The 22,543-nt window shown below is 64.1% G+C and carries 19 protein-coding genes; 10 read left to right on the top strand and 9 right to left on the bottom strand.

Annotation, left to right across the window (positions count from 1 at the left end; translation table 11 throughout):
- The first annotated feature begins 2 nt into the window (after window positions 1-2).
- The 3 genes from JI744_RS05625 (at window position 3) to JI744_RS05615 (ending at window position 1,507) form a co-directional block, all read left to right on the top strand.
- Complete coding sequence (locus JI744_RS05625; RefSeq protein ID WP_202658704.1) at window positions 3-332, top strand: RNA-binding S4 domain-containing protein; 330 nt, start codon at window positions 3-5, stop codon at window positions 330-332.
- Between the two features lie 49 nt (window positions 333-381).
- Window positions 382-720, top strand: a complete 339-nt coding sequence (gene fdxA, locus JI744_RS05620) for a ferredoxin FdxA (RefSeq protein WP_174211256.1) — start codon at window positions 382-384, stop codon at window positions 718-720.
- 277 nt (window positions 721-997) lie between these two features.
- Window positions 998-1,507: a CarD family transcriptional regulator gene (locus tag JI744_RS05615; protein WP_202658703.1), complete on the top strand. Its 510-nt coding sequence runs from the start codon at window positions 998-1,000 to the stop codon at window positions 1,505-1,507.
- 48 nt (window positions 1,508-1,555) lie between these two features.
- Here the strand turns inward: JI744_RS05615 and JI744_RS05610 are convergent, their stop codons facing one another.
- Window positions 1,556-2,287: an adenosylcobinamide-GDP ribazoletransferase gene (locus JI744_RS05610; protein WP_202658702.1), complete on the bottom strand. Its 732-nt coding sequence runs from the start codon at window positions 2,285-2,287 to the stop codon at window positions 1,556-1,558.
- A gap of 77 nt (window positions 2,288-2,364) precedes the next feature.
- On the opposite strand from JI744_RS05610, the gene cobT reads away from it, so the two are divergent.
- Window positions 2,365-3,375, top strand: coding sequence for a nicotinate-nucleotide--dimethylbenzimidazole phosphoribosyltransferase (gene cobT / locus JI744_RS05605; protein WP_202658701.1), 1,011 nt, complete (start codon window positions 2,365-2,367; stop codon window positions 3,373-3,375).
- Here cobT and JI744_RS05600 read toward each other — a convergent pair.
- Together JI744_RS05600 and JI744_RS05595 are read right to left on the bottom strand one after the other, a co-directional pair.
- Window positions 3,327-5,366, bottom strand: a complete 2,040-nt coding sequence (locus JI744_RS05600) for a cation:proton antiporter domain-containing protein (RefSeq protein WP_202658700.1) — start codon at window positions 5,364-5,366, stop codon at window positions 3,327-3,329. The two genes, cobT and JI744_RS05600, sit on opposite strands and share 49 nt — an antisense overlap.
- 150 nt (window positions 5,367-5,516) lie before the next feature.
- Window positions 5,517-8,324 carry a hypothetical protein gene (locus tag JI744_RS05595; RefSeq protein WP_202658699.1) on the bottom strand — a complete coding sequence of 936 codons (2,808 nt, stop codon included), beginning with the start codon at window positions 8,322-8,324 and terminating at the stop codon, window positions 5,517-5,519.
- 178 nt (window positions 8,325-8,502) lie between these two features.
- Here JI744_RS05595 and JI744_RS05590 point away from each other — a divergent pair, with 178 nt between their 5' ends.
- Window positions 8,503-9,198, top strand: a complete 696-nt coding sequence (locus JI744_RS05590) for an SIMPL domain-containing protein (protein WP_202658698.1) — start codon at window positions 8,503-8,505, stop codon at window positions 9,196-9,198.
- Between the two features lie 41 nt (window positions 9,199-9,239).
- On the opposite strand, the gene JI744_RS05585 is transcribed toward JI744_RS05590, so the two are convergent.
- From JI744_RS05585 to JI744_RS05560, 6 genes are all read right to left on the bottom strand, one after another.
- Window positions 9,240-10,529 (bottom strand): O-acetylhomoserine aminocarboxypropyltransferase/cysteine synthase family protein, encoded by a 1,290-nt coding sequence (locus JI744_RS05585; protein ID WP_202658697.1) that lies wholly within the window; start codon window positions 10,527-10,529, stop codon window positions 9,240-9,242.
- A 98-nt stretch (window positions 10,530-10,627) separates the two neighbouring features.
- Entirely contained in the window at window positions 10,628-11,497 is an 870-nt protein-coding gene (locus tag JI744_RS05580; protein ID WP_202658696.1) for a lysophospholipid acyltransferase family protein, read from the bottom strand.
- Window positions 11,498-11,508: 11 nt separating this feature from the next.
- Complete coding sequence (locus JI744_RS05575; RefSeq protein ID WP_202658695.1) at window positions 11,509-12,405, bottom strand: DMT family transporter; 897 nt, start codon at window positions 12,403-12,405, stop codon at window positions 11,509-11,511.
- Between the two features lie 70 nt (window positions 12,406-12,475).
- The gene (locus JI744_RS05570; protein WP_202658694.1) at window positions 12,476-15,787 is read right to left on the bottom strand and encodes an efflux RND transporter permease subunit; all 3,312 of its coding nucleotides are present in this window, start codon (window positions 15,785-15,787) and stop codon (window positions 12,476-12,478) included.
- A gap of 9 nt (window positions 15,788-15,796) precedes the next feature.
- Window positions 15,797-17,002: an efflux RND transporter periplasmic adaptor subunit gene (locus JI744_RS05565; RefSeq protein ID WP_202658693.1), complete on the bottom strand. Its 1,206-nt coding sequence runs from the start codon at window positions 17,000-17,002 to the stop codon at window positions 15,797-15,799.
- Between the two features lie 3 nt (window positions 17,003-17,005).
- A complete protein-coding gene (locus tag JI744_RS05560) occupies window positions 17,006-17,626 on the bottom strand; it encodes a TetR/AcrR family transcriptional regulator (protein ID WP_202658692.1) in 621 nt (206 codons plus the stop codon).
- A 221-nt stretch (window positions 17,627-17,847) separates the two neighbouring features.
- Here JI744_RS05560 and fabF point away from each other — a divergent pair, with 221 nt between their 5' ends.
- The 5 genes from fabF (at window position 17,848) to JI744_RS05535 (ending at window position 22,483) form a co-directional block, all read left to right on the top strand.
- Window positions 17,848-19,122, top strand: coding sequence for a beta-ketoacyl-ACP synthase II (gene fabF / locus JI744_RS05555; RefSeq protein ID WP_202658691.1), 1,275 nt, complete (start codon window positions 17,848-17,850; stop codon window positions 19,120-19,122).
- The gene (mltG, locus tag JI744_RS05550) at window positions 19,122-20,300 is read left to right on the top strand and encodes an endolytic transglycosylase MltG (protein ID WP_202658690.1); all 1,179 of its coding nucleotides are present in this window, start codon (window positions 19,122-19,124) and stop codon (window positions 20,298-20,300) included. Before fabF ends, mltG begins: the two co-directional genes overlap by 1 nt.
- A 98-nt stretch (window positions 20,301-20,398) precedes the next feature.
- Window positions 20,399-20,722 (top strand): PAAR domain-containing protein, encoded by a 324-nt coding sequence (locus JI744_RS05545; protein ID WP_202658689.1) that lies wholly within the window; start codon window positions 20,399-20,401, stop codon window positions 20,720-20,722.
- Window positions 20,723-20,769: 47 nt separating this feature from the next.
- Entirely contained in the window at window positions 20,770-21,213 is a 444-nt protein-coding gene (locus JI744_RS05540) for a hypothetical protein (protein WP_236019259.1), read from the top strand.
- Window positions 21,140-22,483 (top strand): DNA-packaging protein, encoded by a 1,344-nt coding sequence (locus JI744_RS05535; protein ID WP_202658688.1) that lies wholly within the window; start codon window positions 21,140-21,142, stop codon window positions 22,481-22,483. The genes JI744_RS05540 and JI744_RS05535 overlap by 74 nt, the downstream gene beginning before the upstream one ends.
- The last annotated feature ends 60 nt before the right edge of the window (window positions 22,484-22,543 follow it).

Below are 22,543 nucleotides of genomic sequence, written 5' to 3'. Positions count from 1 at the left end.
GTATGGCGGGACCGGGCGGCAAGCAGACCCATTTGGCCCAGCCGAAGCTGCGGCTGGACAAATGGCTGTTTCACGCCCGGTTCTTCAAATCGCGCGAACTGGCCGCCGAGGTGGCCGAGGGCGGGCATCTGCGCATCAATGCGCAGCGCTGCCTGAAACCGGCGCATGGGCTGGCGGTGGGCGATGTGCTGACCTTTCCGCAAGGCCGGCGCATCCGCCTGATCCGGGTCTTGTCGCTGTCTGACCGGCGCGGCCCCGCAACCGAGGCTGTGGCCCTTTACGAAGATCTGGACCCGCCGGGGCAGGATGCCATGGCAGAGCCGCTTGAATGATCCTGCCCAAGCGGGTAGGGATGCGCCGTGAACGCTATGAGGCCCGCCGATGACCTATGTGGTGACCGACAACTGCATCGCCTGCAAATACACCGACTGTGTAGAGGTTTGCCCGGTCGATTGTTTCTATGAGGGCGAGAACACGCTGGTCATCCACCCGGATGAATGTATCGACTGTGGCGTCTGCGAACCTGAATGCCCCGCCGATGCGATCCGCCCGGATACCGAGCCGGATATGGACAAATGGGTGACGTTCAACCGCAAATACGCCCTGCTGTGGCCGGTGATCACCACCAAGCGCGACCCGCTGCCCGGCTATGAGGAACGCGATGGCGAGACCGGCAAGCTTGAGAAGTATTTCTCGGAAGCCCCTGGCGAAGGCGGCTGATTCGGTTTCGAATCGTCAGTTTGGGTCAGTTTGGCTGACTAACTGGTAAAATACTCGAGATTACCGGGCGTGATTGGCCTGATGCTGCTATTGCGGCGGTTGGAATCGCGTGATTTTTGTGCTACATATTTCTGACGCAAAACAAATATACCTGACTGCGCCTCAGGACTGCTCGTCTGGGACGCTTTTCCGACACTGATGTGACCGCAGGGCGGGATTTCCCGTGCTGTGGCAGTTTGCGCCGGAAAATGGGTGAACGCCGAGGACTCTGACAAACATGACCAAAGCCAAGAAGCCCGAATTTCGCCCTGACGAATTCGTGGTATACCCCGCCCATGGCGTGGGCAAGATCGTCTCGATCGAAGAGCAAGAGATTGCCGGGCTGAAGCTGGAACTATTCGTGATCTCGTTCGAAAAGGACAAGATGACGCTGCGGGTTCCGACCAACAAGGCGATTGATATCGGGATGCGCCAGCTTTCCTCGCCTGAAGTGGTGTCGAAGGCGCTGGATACGCTGAAGGGTAAGGCACGGGTCAAGCGGGCGATGTGGTCGCGCCGCGCGCAAGAGTATGAGCAAAAGATCAACTCGGGCGACCTGATGGCGATTGCCGAAGTGGTGCGCGACCTGCACCGCGCCGATGATCAGCGCGAGCAAAGCTATTCCGAGCGTCAGCTTTACGAAGCGGCGCTGGAGCGTCTGACCCGCGAAGTCGCCGCCGTTTCGGGCGATGACGAAGCGGGCGCGCAGCGCAAGGTTGGCGATGTGCTGACCAGCCGCGCGGCCTGATCTTTGTGGGAATGAATGAAACGGCGGCCGTCGGGCCGCCGTTTTGCTTTACGCTGCCAGCGCCAGCGCGGCAGTCAGGGCGATCTGCTGGCTGGCCCCCAGAACATCGCCGGTCTGCCCGCCAATCTTGGCGCGGGCGGTCAGGGCGACGGCCCCGGTGCCCAGCATGGCGGCAAGGATCATCGGCACGGCCTGCCACCCTGCAAGTGACAGTGCCAGCAGGGCGGCAAGGGCCGCCGCTTGCATCGCCGTGCCCCAGCCCGGCGCACCATGGCTGGCCGACAGGCCGCTGCCGCGCGCGTTGGGCAAGGCGGCCATCACGGCAGGCATCACGGCGCGCGACAGCGCCTCTGCCGCCAGCACCGGCCCCCAATGGCCCGCGCCAACCAGCGCCGTCAGCGCCGACCAGCGCGCCAGCAGCACGATGCCAAGCGCCAGCACGCCATAGCTGCCGACGCGGCTGTCTTTCATGATCTCCAGCCGCCGGGCCTTGTCGCGCCCGCCCCAAAAGCCATCGGCGCAATCGGCAAGCCCGTCTTCGTGCAGGCCCCCAGTCAGCGCCGCAGCAACGCCCAGCATCAGCGCGGCGGTAACACCGGGCACAATCCCCAGCGCGGCAGAGCCCATGCCCGCCAGAACCGCCAGCCCGCCCACCGCCAGCCCCGCCAGAGGCCAGGCCCAGGCGGCGCGCGGGTCTGGTGCGCCGGTGTCGGGCATGGGCAGCCGCGTCAACAGGCCGAAGGCGGCAAAGAGATCGTGGCGCAGGTCGCGCAATTGCATCGAACGGTCCTTTCCGGGCTGTTCATTCGGCTTGGCCTTGGCTAGCCAAGGGAGAACCGGAATACAACGGATTTGCCATGACCGCCTTCACCTCTTTGCCCGAATTCGCCGCCCTGCTGGCGGCAAGCCCCGCCGCCGATGCCTCGGCCCTTGCCGCCGCTGCCCAGCGCAATGGCCAGTTGACCAAACCCCCCGGCGCGCTGGGGCGGCTGGAGGAGGTGGGGATCTGGATCGGCGGTTGGCAAGGCCGGGCGCAGCCGCAGATTGATCACCCTCAGGTGGTGATTTTCGCTGGTAACCACGGCGTGACGGCGCAAGGCGTTTCGGCCTTTCCGTCCGAAGTGACAGTGCAAATGGTGGCGAATTTTCGCCATGGTGGCGCAGCGATCAACCAGTTGGCGCGGCTGCATGGCGCCGAGGTAGAAGTGGTGGCGCTGGAACTTGACCGGCCCACGGCAGACTTTACCCAAGGCCCCGCGATGACCGAGGCCGAGACGGTGGCGGCCCTGCAAGCCGGTTGGAATGCGGTGAGCCCAAAGGCCGACATTCTGGTGGTGGGCGAGATGGGGATTGGCAATACCACGGTGGCTGCCGCCCTTGCCGCCAAGCTGTTCGGTGGCACCGGCATGGATTGGGTGGGTCGCGGCACCGGGGTGGATGATGCGGGCCTGACGCGCAAGGCGAAGGCGGTGGATGCCGGGCTGGCGCGTCATGCGGATGTGACAGGCCCCTTGCAGGTGCTGGCCGCGCTTGGCGGGCGCGAGGTGGCGGCGATGGCCGGGGCCATGGCGCGGGCACGGGTCGAACGGGTGCCGGTGGTGCTGGACGGGTTTATCGCCTGCGCGGCGGCGGCGGTGCTTCATTGTGCCACGCCGGGGGCGCTGGATCATGCGGTGGCGGGGCATCTGTCGGCCGAGGGTGCCCATGCGCGGCTGCTGGAGAAACTGGGCAAGCAACCACTGCTGTCGCTGGGCCTGCGCTTGGGCGAAGGGTCAGGTGCGGCGGTTGCCTTGGGTGTGATCCGCGCGGCGGTGGTCTGTCAGTCGGGGATGGCAACCTTTGCCGAAGCAGGCGTTTCGGGCGGCTGAAGCGCAATTTCGGCGGTGACCGGCAGATTGTCGGCCACCGGCGTTGCGGGCGGCTCGTCAAACAGCAGGATGGCTTCGGACAGGTCAATCTCTCCGGGCATAGCCTGGGTTTCGTGCAGTGTATCGATCAGCGCGGTTTCCAGATCGCGGTCAAGCTGCTTGGCGCGGGCAACATAGGGTTCGTTCAGATGGGCCGGTTGCCCCGGTTTCCACAACCGGGCCAGATCGCGCACTGCCGCACGGTCCATATGATAGAAGGTGCGCGACAGTTTCGCGGCCTCGTATTCTGAGAACCCCATGTTTTCTAGGACATAACGGCCAGCGCGAATTGAACTGTCAAAGGTTTCGCGGATGATGTCATCGGCCCCGGCCTGATACATCTCATACACATGCACCCGGTCGCGGGCGCGGGCGACAACATGCAGATCGGGGCGGACCGATTTGGCATAGCGCACGATGCGGTTGGCCACCTGCGTATCATCAACCGCGACCACCAGAACCTGCGCCTCGGCCAGACCCGCCGCCTGCAAAAGATCGGGGCGAGAGGGGTCGCCGTAGAAGCTTTTCACCCCGAACCGCCGCAGGGTTTCGATGGTGGAATGATCGGCATCGAGGACGACGGTCGGAATGCCAGAATGCCGCACCAGCCGGTTGACGACCTGACCAAAGCGCCCGATCCCGGCAATGATGACCGGGCCTTTTTCGTCAATCGCATCGGGTGCGCGGTCTGGCACCCGCGCTTTCAGCCGCAGCGCCAGCCGGTCATAGGCGATGAACAGCAAGGGCGTCAGCAGCATCGACAGGCTGATCACCAGCAGCGACATTTGCCCGGCGGCAAGGGGCAGTACGCCTTCGCTGCGGGCAAAGCTGACGATCAGAAAGCCGAACTCGCCGCCCTGCGCCAGTGACAGCGAAAACAGCCAGCGGTCCTTGCCGCGCAGTTTGAACACCAGCGACAGGCCATAAAGGATGCCCAGCTTCAGCGCCATCAGCCCCAGCGTCAGGCCCAGAACGACAAAGGGGCTGCGCGCCAGCATCTGAAAATTGACGCCAACGCCCACGGTCATGAAGAACAGACCCAGCAGCAGGCCCTTGAACGGCTCCAGATCCGCCTCTAGCTGATGGCGGAATTCCGAGTTGGCCAGAACCATCCCGGCCAGAAAGGTGCCAAGCGCGGGCGACAGGCCGACCAGTGTCATCAGGAAAGCAATGCCCAGCACCAGAAGCAGCGAGATGAAGGTGGACATCTCTCGCAGGCGGGCGGCGTGGACAAAGCGGAAGACCGGGCGGCTGAGGTAATGGCCCGCCAGCACGATGCCAGCAACGATCGCCAGCGTCAGCAGCGCCGCCCCCCAGCCGGGCAAGGATTGCACCAGCGTGACCAAGGGTTCGGCGGCGGTGCCAGCAGCGTGGCTTTCCACCTCGGTCGGCGGGTTGATGATGCCGAAGCGCGACGCATCAAGCGTGATATTGGTTTGCGGCAGCGGAATCAGCGGAATCAGCGCCAGCATCGGAATGACGGCGATGTCTTGCGTCAGCAGCACCGAAAAGGCGCTGCGACCGCCTTGGGTGCGCATCAGGTTCTTTTCCGTCATGGTTTGCAGCACGATGGCGGTCGAGGACAGCGAGGCGAGCATGCCGCAGGTCACCGCCACGCCGGGGCTTTGGCCCAACAGCAAAAGCCCCGTGGCAATGGCCGCCGAGGTCAGCACCACCTGCGCCCCGCCCAAGCCCACCAGCTTGTGCCGCATTTCCCACAGGGCCGCCGGGTCCAGCTCCAGCCCGATCAGGAACAGCATAAGCACCACGCCGAATTCGGCAAAATGCTGAAGGTTCGCGGTTTCAGCCCCGGCAAGGCCAAGGATCGGCCCCATCAGAATGCCCGCGCCCAGATAGCCGATGACAGAGCCAAGACCGGCACGCACGGAAAGCGGCACCACCAGCACAGCGGCACCCAGATAAATCGAGGCGAGGAGCAGGAAATCTTCCATGGCGTCTTCTTGTGCCGGATGAATGTGGCAGCGCAACCCACCTCTCGGCGAGTTGAAACAATCAGGGGCGGATACGAAATCTTTCGTGTTCTGAAAACAGCCGGTGTCGTATTGGCCGGTCAGGATTTGGGCAGTCTGGTTTTCGGGTCGTCAGGTCTTGGGCAGGGCCAGCACGACCGTACGGCCGCCTTTTTGAACGCGCAAACTGTCATCTCCGATCGAGACAACCTTGCCGCCATCGATCCGGTCACCCGGTTTGACCTTTTTGAAACTGCCAGACGAGGTGCGGACCAGCGCGTAGCGTTTCGACGGCGTGCCATAGACCCCGATCAAATTGGTCTTGCCCAGATCGAAGGCGTTTTTCAGCGTGGCCTGTTTTGCCACCGAGGCGCGGGTCGGGATGGAAGGCGCGGCGGAGGCGGCCTCTGGTTCTGAATCGGCCTCTGGCGTGGCGAGGCGGACATTCGATTCGGGGGCAGCAACCGGCGCGGCGGCCAGCTTGACCTCTGGTTCCGGGGCAGGTGTTTCAGGGCGCGCTTCGGGGCGGTTGGCTTCGGCGACCGCAGCCTCGACCGCGCTGTTCAGACCAGAGGGGCGCGCGGCAGGGCGACGGGAAATTGCGATGGCCAGCGGGCTGATCGAATCCGCGTCGATATTTGCTGCAAGCGAAGCGGCGGAGGCATCGGTTGCGGGGGGAACGGCTGCGGCGAGTGCTGCGGGGCGCGCAAGCGGGCGTGGGCCGGGCGGCACATCTGCCGCCGGAGCAAGCGCGGCCCCGTCATCCGGCTTGGGCGCGGTTGCGGGATCTGGCGTTACGGCCGGGGGCAGGGCCAGCGATGCGGGTCGTGACCGGGGCTTGGCCCCTGCCAGCGCGGGGTCTGATGGGAACGGCGTTTCGGCGGCAACTGCGGCGACTGCCGCTTCCACAGCAGGTGCGGCAGCGACAGCAAGGGCGGCAGCGGCCAACGCAGCCGGACGCGGCTTGGGCAGCAGCGGCGGTTTGCCTGCAACCAGCGTGATCCCTTCGGGGGTGATGATCCCGTCCGGCGTGGGCTTGATGAGACCTGCGGCGTCGAACTGATAGGTGGTGCCAAAGGGCGGGGGGGCAGCCTGCGAGAGAGGCAGGCTGTCGCCGCGCGCTTCGGGGTCGGGCAAAGCAGAGGGATCGGGCGTTTTGGGCGCGGCATCCATCGTTGCCAGGAAAATCTCATCCTGAGCCTGCTCGCCTGTCGGGGCGGTCGCTGTTGGCGCAGCATCGGCCGACTGGGCGGCAGCGGGGGCCGGATCGAGCGGGGCGGGTTCGGTGACGGCTGGGGTGGCCTGATCGGTGCCAGATGCCGGATCTTGCAGATCGGCCAGCGCTTCATCCTCTGCCGTGGGCAGGTCGGTGGATTGGTCGGGGGGCGTGGCGTCGGCAGGATCGGTCGTCGGTTGCACATCCGGCGTGGCAGAGGCGGTTTGTACCGCCTCTGGCTGGGACGGATCGTCGGAAGAGGCGAGGAAGATTGACGACCACGCCGCAACCAGCGCCAGAAACAGCAGCAAGATGCCGGTGAGGATCAGCCCCATATGCCGCGACTTGCGGGGCGGAGCGACTGCACGGCCCGACAGGCCGGTTACAGGTTTGGCCTGCGTTGGCCGGACCACAGCGGATGCGCCTGCGGTGCTGGCGGCGGACAGCTCTTCTGTCGGGGATTTCTTGCCTTTTGCGGCGGACGAATCGAGCGATGAGAGACCGTTTTTGGCAGGGGCTACCCGCCCGTTGCGCGCAGCAGCCGTGGCTGGGGCCGCAGAAACGGCGGGTCGCTGTGCCGGACCCGGCTCTGCCGCAAAGCCTTTGCTGGCGGCCAGCGGTTTTGCCACCGCAGGCTTGGTAACGGTGGGCCGCACAATCCGACCACTTGTTGCCGCCGCCACATCGGGCGCACGGCGGCTGGAGAAGGCCATGGCCGCTGCCAGCCCCGGCATCGGAGGTACGTCATCGGGGATCGCCGGATTGATGACCGAGGGGCGGGCAGGGCCCTCTTCCTCTGGCATGACATCCAGCGCCATCGGTGCCTCTTCCACGATGGGCGGAAGCAACGGACGGATCGCTTGCGACAAGGTTTCCGCTGGCAAAGATTTCTGTGCCGGTGGTTGGACCGGATCTGCCGGAGGAGGGACCTCTGGTTCTGGCTGCTGCGGGGCTTCTTCCGGGAGGGGGGCAACCTCGTCAGGAAGGGACGGGTCTTCCATCGGGGCCGGATCGAAGTCTGGCTCTGCCTCTGGGTCGCCCTCAGCGGTTGCCGAGACTGCTTCTTGCAAAGCCGGGGTTGCGACCGCATCAACATCATCCGATGGCGCATATTCGGGCTGGATCAGCAGCGGTGCGACCTGCGCGTCATCTTCAGCTTCAAGTTCGGGTTCGAAGTTTCGGCGGATGTCGAGGACGGGCAGGTTGTCACGCTCGACCTTTTCGATGCCGGACAGCAGCGAGACCGACAACGCGCTGGGGCCGAACCACGGCTCTCCTGCAAAGTCATCCGCCTCGGGGACGGCGACGAAGGCGATTGGGTTGAAGCGGTGGCGGGCGGCAAAGCCCTCTGCCTCGTCAAGCGTCTCGCGCGCGACGACGGCGACCTGCACCTCATCCCCGGTGCCCGACCAGTCGAACACCAGATCTTCGGGCGCATAGGGGGTGCGCCCGTCGAGGGCGGCCCTGATCTGGCTGCGCCGACTTTCGTCATCCGGCCCAGGGGCCGAAACGGTGGTATACAGGATCTGGTCGTTCGGGATCACCAGCTTGGTGGTGATGCCACGAGGCGACAGGCCCAGGGCCGTTGCGCGCAGATAAGACAGCGCGCCGGTCAGGTCGGGTTCATCCATGGCCACACCGCCCACCTGTTGCCAGGTTGGGCCGCTGCGATGCAGAAGGCCGATGGCATCGTCCCGTAAGTCAAGTGCGAAGGCTGGTTTCATTCCAAGGGGTCTAGCACGTTGGCCAGAGGCGCGGGAACGCGCCCCGGTCGGGTGAATACCCCTTACAGCAGCTTTCCGCCGAAGGGAAGAAAAAGGCCCGTCTTCACACCAAGGATCGCCTTGCGGCTTGCGTCTTAAGATCACAGCTTGATCGCGCCAGACCTATAAGGAGGTTTTCATGCGCATTCTTAAGATGATCGTTCTTTCCACGGCCCTTGTTTCGCCCTTTGCCGCCCTGGCCGATGCGCCCACGCCGACCATTACCGTAACCGGAGAGGCAACGGTGCAGGCGACGCCCGACATGGCAACCATCTCGCTGGGTGTCACGACCCAAGGTGCCACCGGGGCCGAGGCGATGAAGGCCAACACAGAGGCGCTGACCAAGGTGATCGAGCGGCTGAAGGGCGCGGGCATCGATGACAAGGATTTGCAGACCCAGAACCTGAGCCTGAACCCGGTCTGGTCGAGCGAGGGGTTGAGTTCCAGTGGCGCGCAGACCATCACCGGCTATTCCGCCGCCAATATCCTGTCGGTCCGGGTGCGTGATTTGGCCGGGTTGGGCGGTGTGCTGGATGCGGCGGTGGGCGACGGGGCCAACACCTTGAACGGGTTGAGCTTTGATCTGTCGCAGCCGCGCCCGGCGCAGGATGAGGCGCGCAAGGCCGCCACGCTGGATGCCCATGCGCGGGCCGAATTGCTGGCGGCGGCGGCCGGGGTGAAACTGGGCCGCGTGCTTTCGATCAGCGAGTCGCAGGGTTATGGCGGCGGGATGCCGGTTATGTACGATGCCAAGGCTGCCGCTGCCGTGCCGGTGCAGGCGGGGCAGGTGGGCATGATGGCGTCGGTCAGCATCACCTATGAGATTGCGCAGTAAGCGGTCGGAGCGGCCCTGCGCGGGCCGCCCCTTTCCTTTGGTCAGGCGGTGGCCTTGGTCAGCGCCTGATCCAGATCGGCGATGATGTCGCGCACATCCTCGATACCAATCGACACACGCACCACATTGGGTGCTGCCCCGGCGCGGATTTGCGCATCCTCTTCCAACTGGCGGTGGGTGGTCGAGGCGGGGTGGATGATCAGGCTGCGGGTATCGCCAAGGTTCGCGACATGGCTGAAAAGCTGTAGGCTATCGACCAGCTTCACACAGGCCTGATACCCGCCCTTTACGGCAAAGGTGAACAGCGCCCCGGCCCCTTTCGGCACGATGGATTCGGCGCGCTTGTGCCAGGGAGAGGATTTGAGGCCCGCATAGGTGACCGCCTCAATCCGCGAATCCTGTTCCAGCCATTCGGCCACGATCTGGGCGTTTTCAACATGACGGGCCATGCGCAGGGCCAGCGTTTCAATGCCCATCAGCGTGTAATGCGCGCCTTGGGGGTTCATCGTCATGCCCAGATCGCGCAGGCCCACGGCGATGGAGTGGAAGGTGAACGCCATGCCGCCAAGCGTGGGGTGGAAGGTCAGGCCGTGATAGGCGGGTTCGGGCTGCGACAGGCTGGGGAATTTGTCGGATGCCGACCAGTCGAACTGCCCCGAATCCACCACGATGCCGCCCGTCACCGTGCCATTGCCGGTCAGGTATTTGGTGGCGGAATGGACCACCAACGTGGCCCCCATCTCAATCGGTTTGCAGAGCCACGGGGTGGCGGTGGTGTTGTCAACGATCAGCGGAATGCCCTTGAGGGTGGCGATGCGGGCCAGTGCCGGAATATCGGTGATATAGCCGCCGGGGTTGGCGATGGTTTCGCAAAAGAGCGCGCGGGTGTTGTCGTCAATCGCCGCCTCTACCGCGTTCAGATCGTCAGTATCGACGAATTTTGCCGACCAGCCAAAGCGTTTGATGGTTTGCGAAAACTGGGTGATCGTGCCGCCGTAAAGCCGGGTCGAGGCGACGACATTCTTGCCCGGCCCCATCAGCGGAAACAGCGCCATGATCTGCGCCGCGTGACCGGACGAGCAGGCGATGGCACCCGCGCCGCCCTCAAGTGCTGCCACACGATTGGCAAGAGCAGAGACGGTGGGGTTGGTCAGCCGGGAATAGATATAGCCAACCTCTTGCAGGTTGAACAAACGCGCGGCGTGTTCGGCGTCTTTGAAGACGTAGGCCGTGGTCTGGTAAATCGGCACCTGCCGCGCGCCGGTGGCCGGGTCGGGCGCGGTGCCCGCATGAATGGCAAGCGTGTCAAAGCCAAGCGGTCTGTCGGTCATAACTGAACCTCCCCTTCAGGTTGCGGGAAGCCTAGGGTAGTGAAGGGTGTGTGTGAAGGGCCAGAAAGGGCATGCGCAACAGCAGGCCGATGGGCGGCCTATTTCCAGCGCCGGTGAATCCACAGCCACTGGCCAAGGTTCTGTCGGACCAGATGTTCCAGACTGTCGTTCAGGGCCTGGGTCATCTGTTCGGGCGGGCCATGGGGAATGGGCGCTTCGACCACCACCTCGAATGACAGGCCGTCGGGTTGACGGATGCCATAGGTCGGCACCACCAGCGCGTTATACTTCAGCGCCAGCTCGGCGGCAGACAGGGCCGTCAGCGCGCGGTGACCGAAAAAGGTCAGCTCTGCCCCGTGGCTCATATGCTGATCGATCAAAAGGCCCAGCATCCCGCCCGACCGCAGATGGCGCACCATATCGGCCATGCCCCGGCGCCCACGCTGAAACAGGGGGGTGCCGATCTGTGAAATGGCGCGGACGTAATGATCGTTGAAATACCCATTTTTCATGGGGTTATAAAGCGCGCCGACCCGGTAGCCTCGCGCGATCAGGGCGGCGCGGCTGGCATCGTAATTGCCAAAATGACCAGTGATCAGCAGCACCGGGCGGCCTTCGTGATGCGCCTGATCCAGCGCCGCAACGCCGGGGCCTTTCAGCGGCAGGCTGGCGGCGCGGGCGACGAATTCGGGGCCGGAATAAATCTCGATCAGGGTGCGGCCGACGTTGTCGGGCACCTCGCGCGCGATCCGCTCGACCTCGGACTTGGGCAGGTCAGGCATGATCATCGCAAGGTTGTTGCGCACCCGTTTGCGATAACCCGCCACCGGCGCGATGACCCGCGACATGACCCAGCCGCACAGGGGCACCCGCATCCGGTAAGGCAGCAGCAAAAGCCCGTTGATCAGGCCGCGCAGAACAAGGTTCTGCGCCCAGTCTGCCAGACGAAAAGGGGGCTTGTCGCTCATCGGCCTCGGGTTCATTTCAGGGCGCGTCGGGCGACCTGCATTTCTCGGTGCCAGACATAAAGGCCCGCCGACACGATCACAAGCGCGCCGACGACCGTCCAGCGATCGGGCAGTTCGCCGTAAAAGGCAAAACCCCAAAAGGTGGCAAAGATCAGTCCGACATATCCGAAGGGGGCCACTACCGACGCCTCGGCCAGCGAAAAGGCGCGGATGACGCAGAATTGCGCCGCGGCACCGATAAAGCCCAGAATGACGAAAAACGGCAGGTCGGGCAGGGCGATGGGTTGCCAGACAAAGGGCAGCGTCAGCCCCATCATCAGCGTGCCGAACAGGGCCGCGTGGATGAGCGAGGTCCACGGCCCCTCTTTCTGGCCGATGTGACGCGTCAGCAGGGCATTGGCAGCGTAGCAGACGGCGCAGGCCAGCGGCAGCAGGGCGGCGGGGCTGAACACGCCCGCACCGGGGCGCACCACGATCAGCGCGCCGATCATGGCGGCAATCACCCCCATAATGCGGCGCAAACCCAGCTTTTCGCCCAGAAACAGCGCCGCCCCAAGGGTGATCAGCACGGGGTTGATGTCGGTCAGGGCCGTCGCCTCGGCCAGACCGATATGGGCCAGCGAAAAGAAAAAGAACCCGGTCGCCCCCATCTGGCAGGCAGACCGCACCATGTGCAGCCAGGGGTGGGCGGTGCGCAGGGCCGCCGCCGTGCCGCTGCCGCCAAGATACAGCGCAACCGCCAGCGCCTGCCCGGCAAAGCGGGCGCAGATCACCTGACTGGGCGGATAGGTTGCCACCAGCCCTTTGGCGGTGGCGTCCATCAGCGTGAACAGGCCGACGCCCAGCAGCATCAGCAGAATGCCGCGCCCGGTGTTGGCATGGGCTTGGGCGGCGGTCAGCGAGATCATGGGGCGTTCCGGTCAAAAAATCCGCCCCGGAAACGCTCCGGGGCGGTGGAGTCATGCCTGCGCGGCAAGGTTATTCAGCCGCACGCAGGTTGCCGGGCCCACCAAGAGGGCCCTCGGTTCGGGTTAACCTGTCACGCAAATCGGCCTGATCGGCGGCCAGAAGGGCGATGCGTTCGGCCAGAACCTCTGGGGCCGGGGCTTCAGGCTCCGGCTCTTTCTCGCCGATCATGCGGCTGAATATCTTGCCCAAAAGCCAGGAAAGATCGTCCATGATCAGGTAGAACGACGGCACGATGACCAAGGACAGCACGGTCGAGACGATGATCCCCCCGATCACGGCGGTGGCCATGGGCGCGCGGAACGCGCCGCCTTCGCCCACGCCCAGCGCCGAGGGCAACATGCCCGCCGACATGGCGATAGAGGTCATCACGATGGGTTGCGCCCGTTTGTGACCGGCCTCGATCACCGAGGCGATGCGGTCCATGCCACGGGCGCGCATCTCGATGGCGAAATCGACCAGCAGGATGGCGTTCTTGGTGACAATGCCCATCAGCATCAGAATCCCGATCAGAACCGGCATCGACAGCGCCGAATTGGTCAGGATCAGTGCGCCCGCCACCCCGCCGATGGCAAGCGGCAAGGAGAAGAGGATGGTAAAGGGCTGCAAGACCGAGCGGAACAGCAGGATCAGCACCGTCAGAACCAACAGCAGGCCCATCAGCATGGCATTGCCAAAGCTTTGCTGCATCTCGGCCTGAATTTCGGCGTCGCCCGATTCCTGCAACCGCGCCGTGGGCGGCAGTTTCACACCGGCGGCCACCGCGCTGAACCGTTCGGTCGCGGTGCCCAGCGCCACGCCGACCGGCAGGTTTGCCCCGATCTTGGCCATACGTTCCTTGTTCAGGCGTTTCACGGTCGAGGGGCCTTCGCCCAGCGACACATCGGCCACGGTGGACAGGGGCACTTGTGCGCCGGCTGCGGTGGTCAACTTGAGGTTGGCGATACGGTCAAGGTTCTCGCGGCTGGTATCATCCAGCCGGACGCGAACCGGGATCAGCCGGTTGTCGATGGACACCTTGGCAAGCTGTGCATCCAGATCGCCGATGGTGGCAACGCGTACGACTGAGGCGATTTGGGCCGTGGTGATGCCAAGGCGTGCGGCCTCGTCCATCCGGGGCGTGATGTGGATTTCAGGGCGTGGCAGGGCACCTTCGGACGCGACGTTGGCAAGGGTGGGTTCCTTGCGCAGCCCCTCTTCCAGCAGGGCGACGGCCTGATTCAGATCCTGCTCGTTCGAGGCGAGGATCGAATAGGAAATGTCACGCTCTCCCCGGTCGTTCAGCTTGAACGCCCGAATGTCGGGGATGACCGCGAGCTTGTCGAAGATCATCGCCTCGATTTCATTCTGCGGAATGTCGCGGCCGTGATTTGTGACCTTGGGCACCAGATAACCAAGGATCGGAATCCGGCGGCCAAGTTGCGACAGTTTCAGCGTCAGTCGGTGATCGAGTTTGACCAGCGACACGGTAATCGCGGCGCGGCGGGTATCAAGGTCGCCAGTGGGCGAGGTGCCGCCAAGGACAAAGACGTTATCGACAAAGGGCACCTCTTTGATCAGGTCGGCCATGCGTTGGGTTGTGGCGTCGGTTTCTTCCAGCCGAGAGCCGGGCGGCAGTTCGACCGAGATCGAGATACGACTGACGTCTTCGGGCGGAATGAAGCTGCCGGGTACCTGAAGCATGAAATAGACTGAGATGATCAGAACCCCGATAGCCGCCGCCAGCGTGACGTAATAGCGCCCGAAGTTCACGCCCCAAGGCAGATGCCAAGTGCCGGTCGTGGCCCGCACGAAGGCCATATAGCCGCGCATGAAGGCACCGTCCTTGTGGTCGCCATGCCCGGCGGCATCCTTGGTGCGCATGAAGTAGGCGGCCATCATCGGCGTGATCAGCCGCGCCACCAGCAGCGAGAAGGCCACGGCAATCGCCACGGTCAGGCCGAACTGTCGGAAATATTGCCCCGGCACGCCTGGCATGAAGCTGACCGGAACAAAGACTGCGATGATGGTGAAGGTGGTTGCGATGACGGCCAGACCAATTTCATCCGCGGCCTCGATTGCAGCGCGGTAGGGGGTTTTGCCCATGCGGATGTGGCGGGCGATGTTCTCGATTTCCACGATGGCATCATCGACAAGAATGCCGGTCGCCAGCGTCAGCGCAAGGAAGGACACAAGGTTCAGCGAGAACCCCAGCATGTCCATGGCCCAAAAGGTCGGAATTGCCGACAGCGGCAGCGCCACAGCAGAAATCAGCGTGGCACGCCAGTTGCGCAGGAAGGCGAACACCACCAGCACCGCCAGAAGCGCGCCTTCGATCAGCGTATCCAGGGCGGCATCATAGTTTCCGACCGTGTAGGACACGGTTTCATCGACGCTTTCGATGGTCACGCCGGGGTTTTTGACGCGGATATCGCCCAGAACCTTGTCTACCGTTTCCGAGACCAGAACTTCAGAGGCCCCCTTGGCGCGGAAGACGGCGAAGGTAACGACCTGCTGGAAGTTCAGGCGCGAAAAGCTGCGCAACTCCTCATACCCATCCACCACCTGACCCAGTTCGGTCAGTTTGACGAACCGGCCCGAGGGCAATGAGATGGTGGTGTTCGACAGGCGCGCGGCCTCGTTTGCGTCGCCAAGGGTGCGGATGATCTGTTCGCCAGAGCCGAGTTCGGACCGACCAGAGCCGATGTTGGCATTGGTCATCCGAAGCTGTGCGCTGAGGGCCTGTGCCGTGATGCCATGGCTTTCCAGCTTGACCGGATCTAGCAGCACCTGAATTTCGCGGTCGGCCCCGCCATAGCGTTCAACCTTGCCGATGCCCGCCTTGCCCTGCAATCCGCGCTTGATCGTGTCATCGACGAACCATGACAGCTCTTCAAAGGTCATCGCCGGGGCTTTGACGGCAAAGGTCATGATGGCCTGACCCTCGACATCCAGCCGCGAGACATTCGGGCTTTCAACATCGGCGGGCAGGTCGGAAATGATCTTGTCGATGGCGTCCTTGGTGTCCTGCACCGCCTTGTCGGTGGGCACGGACATCAGGAACTCGACGGCGGTGTTCGACACGCCATCGGTGATGGTGGAGGTGATGTTCTTCACCCCCTCAATCCCCGAGACGGCATCTTCGACCTCTCGTGTCACCTGAGTTTCCATTTCGGCAGGCGCGGCACCGGGCTGCGAGACCGAGATCAGGACGACAGGCACGTCGATATTGGGAAACCGGGTGATCGGCAGTTTGTTGAAGCTGCTCCAGCCAAGGAACATCAACATGACAAAGGCCAGAAGCGGCGCGACGGGGTTTCGGATGGACCAGGCTGAAAAGTTCATGGGCTGGACTCAGTTCGTACCGGCGTCGGCCGGAATGGGGTTGATGCGGTCACCGGGGCGCACGAAGGCGCCCGCTTTGGTAACGATTGTATCCCCGGATGCGAGGCCGGTCAAAACCTCTACCCAGCCCGCATCGCGAATGCCGGTGGTGATCTTGACCCGATCAACCGCACCATCGCGCACCCGCATGACTGTGGTTTCACCCTCGGCAGAACCGACGGCGGTGACTGGTACGGCGACCACGCTGCGCCGGGCGATCACGATGCTTGCTTCGGCGAACATGCCCGAGCGGACAGCGCTGCCGACGGGCAGGCCGATGCGGGCGCGGCCCAGACGGGACAGCGGGTCGATCACGGGTTCCACCAGACGGACGGTGCCTACAAGCCCTTCGGCCGAACCGGACAGCGTAAGCGTGGCGGTCTGGCCGGGTTGCAGGCGCATGACATCACGTTCGGCGACATCGGCGCGCAGTTCTAGCGCGCCATCGCGGATGATGGTGAACATCGGATCACCCGCGGCAGAGGCGATGGCGCCGATTTTGGCATTGCGGGCGGTGATCTCGCCCGAGACCGGGGCTTTCACCTCGGCCCGCGCCAGTTGCAGTTCGATGTTCGACCGCTGCGCTTCGGCAAGGGTCTGGTTGGCCTTGGCGCTTTCCAGTTGCTGCCTGGCAACCAGAACGCCCGCATTGGCCGAAGTGGCAGCGGCGGCGGCCTGATCGGCGGCGGCCTGGCTGGCGGTGCCTTGGGCGCGCAGGGCCTTGGCGCGTTCATTCACGCGGTTCGCCTCGTCTGCGGTGGATTGCGCCTCGACCAGAGAGGCTTCGGCTTGGGCCACTTGCGCCTTGGCAGAGGCAACCTGCGCCTCAAGCTGGCTTTGCTGCAATTCCAGCGAAGAGGGTGACAGACGGGCCAGAACCTGCCCCGCGGTCACCTTGTCGCCAACATCGACCAGAACCGCCTCTATCTGCTGGCCTTCGATCAGGGGGGCGACCTGCACCTCTTCCACTGCGGAGATCAGGCCGGAGGCAAGGACAATATCCGTCAGTTCACGGGTGGAGACGGTAGATACGGTTATGGCGGGCAGAACCTCTGCCGATTTTTCGGGAGTGGCGGTGGCTTCGGTTGCGGCCTCTGCGCGGGCGGTCAAGGGCCAGACGAGAGGGTTAACCGAAGCGGTCAGCAGGGCAATCAGCGAAAGACGGGAAAAACGCATGGATTAAGCTTTCAATCTGGCGCTGGAAACTTCGCCCAGCGTCCGGTCAATCGTGGCAAGGATCATATCGGTCATCGCCCCACGGATTTCGGCGGGCATGGTGGCCGCCATCGAGGCGGATTTGAAGAGAACAATAATGAACGCGGCATGGGCGGAAAACACCTCGGCCACTTTTTCGCGCGGCCAGCCGGTTTCGGCGACAAAAACCCCCAGCATATAGTCGCGGATCTGCGATTCCATCCGCCCGGCACTGGCCCAGATGTCGGGCTTGCGCTGTGCCGCGGCGGTGATTTCGGCCCAAAGGGCGCCATCCTCGCAGCTTTGGTGTTCGGGGATGCGGCGGCCGAGCAGGGAGCGCAGGGCCTGAACCGGGTGGGGAGCGGTGATGATCTGGCCAAAATCTTGCTGAATCACCATCAGATCGTGGCTGATCAGGGCATCGACGATGGCGGCCTTGGAGGGAAAGTAGCGATAGAAGTTAGCCGCACTCATCCCCGCCGCGCGCGCCAGATCCTGCATCGATGCCCCGTCAAAGCCTTTTTCGGCAAAAGCGGACCGGACACTTTGCAGGATGGCAGAGCTGCGCTGGTCGGCGGGGTGGAATTCGTGCCGTGCGGTGGTCATCGTGGTCCGATCAGGTCAAGTCAGGGCAAGAATGAACATTCATTCACTCGGCGTATTTGATCTTCACCGTTAGCTTAGTCAAGCCTGCTGAGTGGACCGGGTACACATATGGGTCGGATTGCCGTGGCAGACACCGCCTATGGCCCGGCCCGCCGGTTGCGTGGGGCCAGAGCGCGGTGTATCACGCCCCAAGAGCGAATGGACCAGCCTTGGGAGGCAATATGCGTCGTGTCGTGGTGACGGGTCTGGGAATGGTGACGCCGCTGGCTTGCGGGGTCGAGGAAACCTGGAGCCGCCTGTTGCAGGGGCAATCGGGCGCAGGCCCGATCACGCGGTTCGATGCCGCGAATGTGGTCACGCAATATGCCTGCGAAGTGCCTTATGGTGATGGCAGCGAGGGCACCTTCAACCCCGACGACTGGATGGAGCCGAAAGACCGCCGCAAGGTGGATGACTTTATCCTTTACGGGATGGCGGCGGCCACGCAGGCGGTGCGGGATTCCGGTTGGGAGCCGCAGGACGAGGAAAGCCGTCAGCGCACGGGTGTGATGATCGGGTCGGGCATCGGCGGGCTGACGACGATTGCCGAGACCGCTGTGCTGATCAAGGAAAAGGGGCCGAAACGGGTTTCGCCCTTCTTCATTCCGGGCAGCCTGATCAACCTGATCTCGGGTCAGGTTTCCATCCGGTTTGGCTTCAAGGGACCGAACCATGCGGTGGTGACCGCCTGTTCCACCGGCGCCCATGCGATTGGCGATGCGGCGCGGCTGATTGCCTTTGGCGATGCCGATGTGATGGTGGCGGGTGGGGCCGAGGCGCCGATTTCGGAAATTGGCATTGCCGGGTTCAACGCCTGCAAGGCCTTGTCCACCAAGCGCGCCGATGAGCCGGCCAAGGCCAGCCGCCCCTATGACGCCGACCGTGACGGGTTCGTGATGGGCGAAGGTGCAGGCGTAGTGGTGTTGGAAGAATACGAGCACGCATTGGCGCGCGGGGCCAAGATTTACGCCGAGGTGCTGGGCTATGGCCTGTCGGGTGATGCCTATCACATCACCGCCCCCAGCGAGGATGGCGATGGCGGGTTCCGCAGCATGAGTGCGGCGCTGAAGCGCGCGGGGCTGACGCCTGCGGATGTGGATTATATCAACGCCCATGGCACCAGCACGATGGCCGACACCATTGAGCTGGGCGCGGTTGAACGGCTGATGGGCGATGCGGCGGCGGGGGCCACGATGTCTTCGACCAAATCGAGCATCGGCCATCTGTTGGGCGCTGCGGGTGCGGTTGAGGCGATTTTCTGCGTGCTGGCGATCCGCGATCAGGTGGCACCGCCGACGATCAACCTTGATAACCCGGCGGTTCAGCCCAAGCTGGACCTTGCGCCGAACAAGGCGGTCAAGCGCAAGATCGATGTGGCCCTGTCGAACAGTTTTGGTTTTGGTGGCACCAATGCCAGCCTTGTGCTGGGCCGTGTCAAGGATGGGGTGCGCGGCTGATGTGGCGGGCCATCGCCTCGAATGCGCTGACGCTGTTCATCGTGGCCTTGGTCGTGGTGGCGGGCATTCTGGCCTGGGGGCGGCGGACCTATGACGGCCCCGGCCCCTTGGCGCAGGCGGTGTGTTTCAAGGTGGAAAAGGGCGCGAGCCTGTCACAGGTGAGCCGGGCGCTGGAAGATCAGGGCGTCGTGCGCGATGCGCGGATTTTTCGCATCGGCACCGAATATTCCGAGAAATCGGCCAAACTGAAATTCGGGTCTTATCTGATCGAACCCGCGGCCTCGATGGCGGATGTGGCAGGGGCGCTGACGGCGGGCGGGCAATCGACCTGCGGGCGCGAGGTGAATTTCCGCATCGGGGTGGCGACGGCCGAGGTGATCTTGCGAGAGCTGGACCCGGCGGCGAACCGTTATGTTGAGGTGGTGCGCTTTGACCCGGCGGCGGCAGTGAAACCGCCTGAATATGTGGAGGCAGCGAAGTCGGCAGACCTGCGCTGGCGGATCACGCTGGCCGAGGGCGTGACGAGCTGGGCGGTCATTCAGGAGCTGCGGGCGGCTGATTTCCTGTCAGGCGATGTTGAGGATATTCCCCCCGAGGGCAGCCTTTCGCCCGACAGCTATGAGGTGGAAAAGGGCGCGGACCTGAAGGCTTTGGTTGCCGAGATGGAGGCGCGTCAGGCCGCGACCTTGGCCGAATTGTGGGCGGGCAAGGCCGAAGGGCTGCCCTACAAGACGCCGGAAGAGGCGATGATCATGGCCTCTATCGTGGAAAAGGAAACCGGGGTGGCCGAAGAGCGGCCACAGGTGGCCAGCGTGTTCCTGAACCGTCTGGCCAAGGGGATGAAGCTGCAAACCGACCCGACGGTGATTTATGGGGTGACCAAGGGGCAGGCGCCCTTGGGCCGGGGCTTGCGGCAAAGCGAATTGCGCCGCGAGACGCCCTATAACACCTATGTCATCGACGGCATGCCGCCGACCCCGATCGCCAACCCCGGTCGCCTGTCAATCGAGGCGGCGCTGCATCCGGCGGCCACCGATTACCTGTATTTTGTGGCCGATGGCACGGGTGGCCATGCCTTCGCCACGACGCTGGAAGAGCATAACAAGAATGTCGCCAAATGGCGCGAGATCGAGGCGACGCAAGGCGGGCAGGATCAGGGCGGTGTTCAGGGGAACTGAGCGTCCTGGGAAATGAGCCTTCCGGGGGCAGGTTTTCCATTCCTTGACGTATCGGGGTGGGCGGGCGTAGCTTTTTGTCATTGGTGAAAGGTTTGCCGATGTTTCCCGCCGCCCGTCTGATGGATATGCACGTCTGCGCCGCCTGTGCCGGGGCACCGATGCCGATTGTGGCGCCAGGGCAGATCAATGTGCTGATCGGCGGGATGCCGGCGGCGCGGCAGACCGATATGTGCGCCTGTGTCGCCAGCCCGATTTCCCCCGTGCCAGTGCCCGACCCTATTCTGATGGGGTCTCCTGTGGTGCTGATCGGGGGGCTGCCTGCGGCCTATGTGACGGCGCCGACGGTGAAGGGCGGGGTGATCATGCCGCCGGGATGTCCTACTGTTATCATAGGGTTAACGCCGAGGCCGGTCACGCCCTAGGGCTGCAACGGATTGACTTTGCGCACGCCTTAAGGCAGTGTTTCTGCATGCTGGAAGAGATGGGTAACGGCCTGGCGCAAGCCTTGGCCGTTTTTTCATTTTCACTCGTGCGGGGGCAGACACGAGCGGCGGGCAAAGCAGGCATGACGTTGAAGTTCTCCGTTGGAGAAGAGACGCCGGACGCAGTTCTGGCGGTGGCAGAAGATTGGATCAGACAGGCGGCGGAAGACATCGCCCGCACGGTGCAGGCCGTGCGGGCCGGTGGCTTTGCCGAGGTCAAGACGGCGGAAAAGCACGTTCGAGACCTGAGGGCCGCGCTGGAGCTGTTCATAGATGAAAGGAATCGCGTTGAAAAACTTCGCAAGCAGGTTGCCGGGGCTGTCGGAGCCTCCGGTCTCGACTTTGACGCCGCGCGCGATGAAATCGGGCGCCGTCTGGCTCGCCTCCGCGACGCAGGACCAGGTGGAGAGCTTTCTGGGGGGCTTGAGTGACAACGCGCTGCTGGCGCTGCCCTGGATGTTCGAGTTCTGGGCGCTGCCGCATCAGTTGCCGCCCGAGGGGGCGTGGAAAACCTGGGTGATCCTGGGGGGGCGGGGCGCGGGGAAAACGCGCGCCGGATCGGAATGGGTGCGGGCCGAGGTGGAGGGGGCAAAGCCCGAGGCGCCGGGCCGGTCACGTCGCGTGGCGCTGGTGGGGGAAACCATTGATCAGGTGCGCGAGGTGATGGTGATGGGGGAGAGCGGGATCTTGGCCTGTTCGCCTCCCGACCGGCGGCCCCAGTGGGAGGCGACGCGGCGGCGGCTGGTCTGGCCCAATGGTGCCGTGGCACAGGTGTTTTCGGCGCATGACCCGGCCAGTTTGCGTGGGCCGCAGTTTGATGCGGCTTGGGTGGACGAGCTGGCGAAATGGCCGAAAGCGCAGGAGGCCTGGGACCAGTTGCAATTCGCGCTGCGGCTGGGGGAAAACCCGCGGCAGGTGGTGACGACGACGCCCGCCAATGTGGCGGTGCTGAAGGCGGTTTTGAAGAACCCGTCAACCGTGATGACCCATGCGCCGACCGAGGCGAACAAGGCCAATCTGGCGGCGAGCTTCCTTGAGGAGGTTCAGGCGCGGTTTGGCGGCACGCGGCTGGGGCGGCAGGAACTGGAGGGGGTGCTGCTGGAGGATTCCGAAGGGGCGCTGTGGACGACAGCGATGCTGGAGGCCGGGCGGGTGGAGGCTTTGCCCGCTTTCGACCGGGTGGTGGTGGCGGTGGACCCTTCGGTCAGCGGCAAGGATACCGGGGACGAATGCGGGATTGTGGTGGTGGGCGCGATAACCAAGGGGCCGCCACAGGATTGGCGGGCGGTGGTGATCGAGGATGCCACGGTCAAAGGAGCCTCGCCCGAGGTCTGGGCGCGGGCGGTTCTGGCGGCGATGGATCGCCACAAGGCGCAGCGCGTGGTGGCCGAGGTAAATCAGGGCGGGCAGTTGGTTGAGGCGGTGCTGCGCAGCAAGGATGCGCTGGTGCCCTTGCGCATGGTGCATGCCAGTGTCGGCAAGGTCGCACGGGCCGAGCCGGTGGCGGCGCTGTATGAACAGGGCCGCGTGTCCCATGTGCGGGGGTTGCATGCGCTGGAGGAACAGATGTGCCGGATGACCCTGCGCGGCTATCAGGGCGGGGGCAGCCCGGACCGGGTGGATGCGCTGGTCTGGGCGCTGACCGAACTGATGATTGATCCTTCGCGGAACTGGCGGGCACCGCAGGTGCGGGGGCTTTGACCTTGCCAAGGCCGGGGGCTAGCCCCCGGCCCCCAGGATATTTGAACCAGTATGAAAGCG

Origin of the sequence: Fuscibacter oryzae (genome assembly GCF_016765795.1) — a bacterium.
Taxonomy (GTDB): domain Bacteria; phylum Pseudomonadota; class Alphaproteobacteria; order Rhodobacterales; family Rhodobacteraceae; genus Fuscibacter; species Fuscibacter oryzae.
This window is presented reverse-complemented; position numbering and strand designations above follow the sequence as displayed.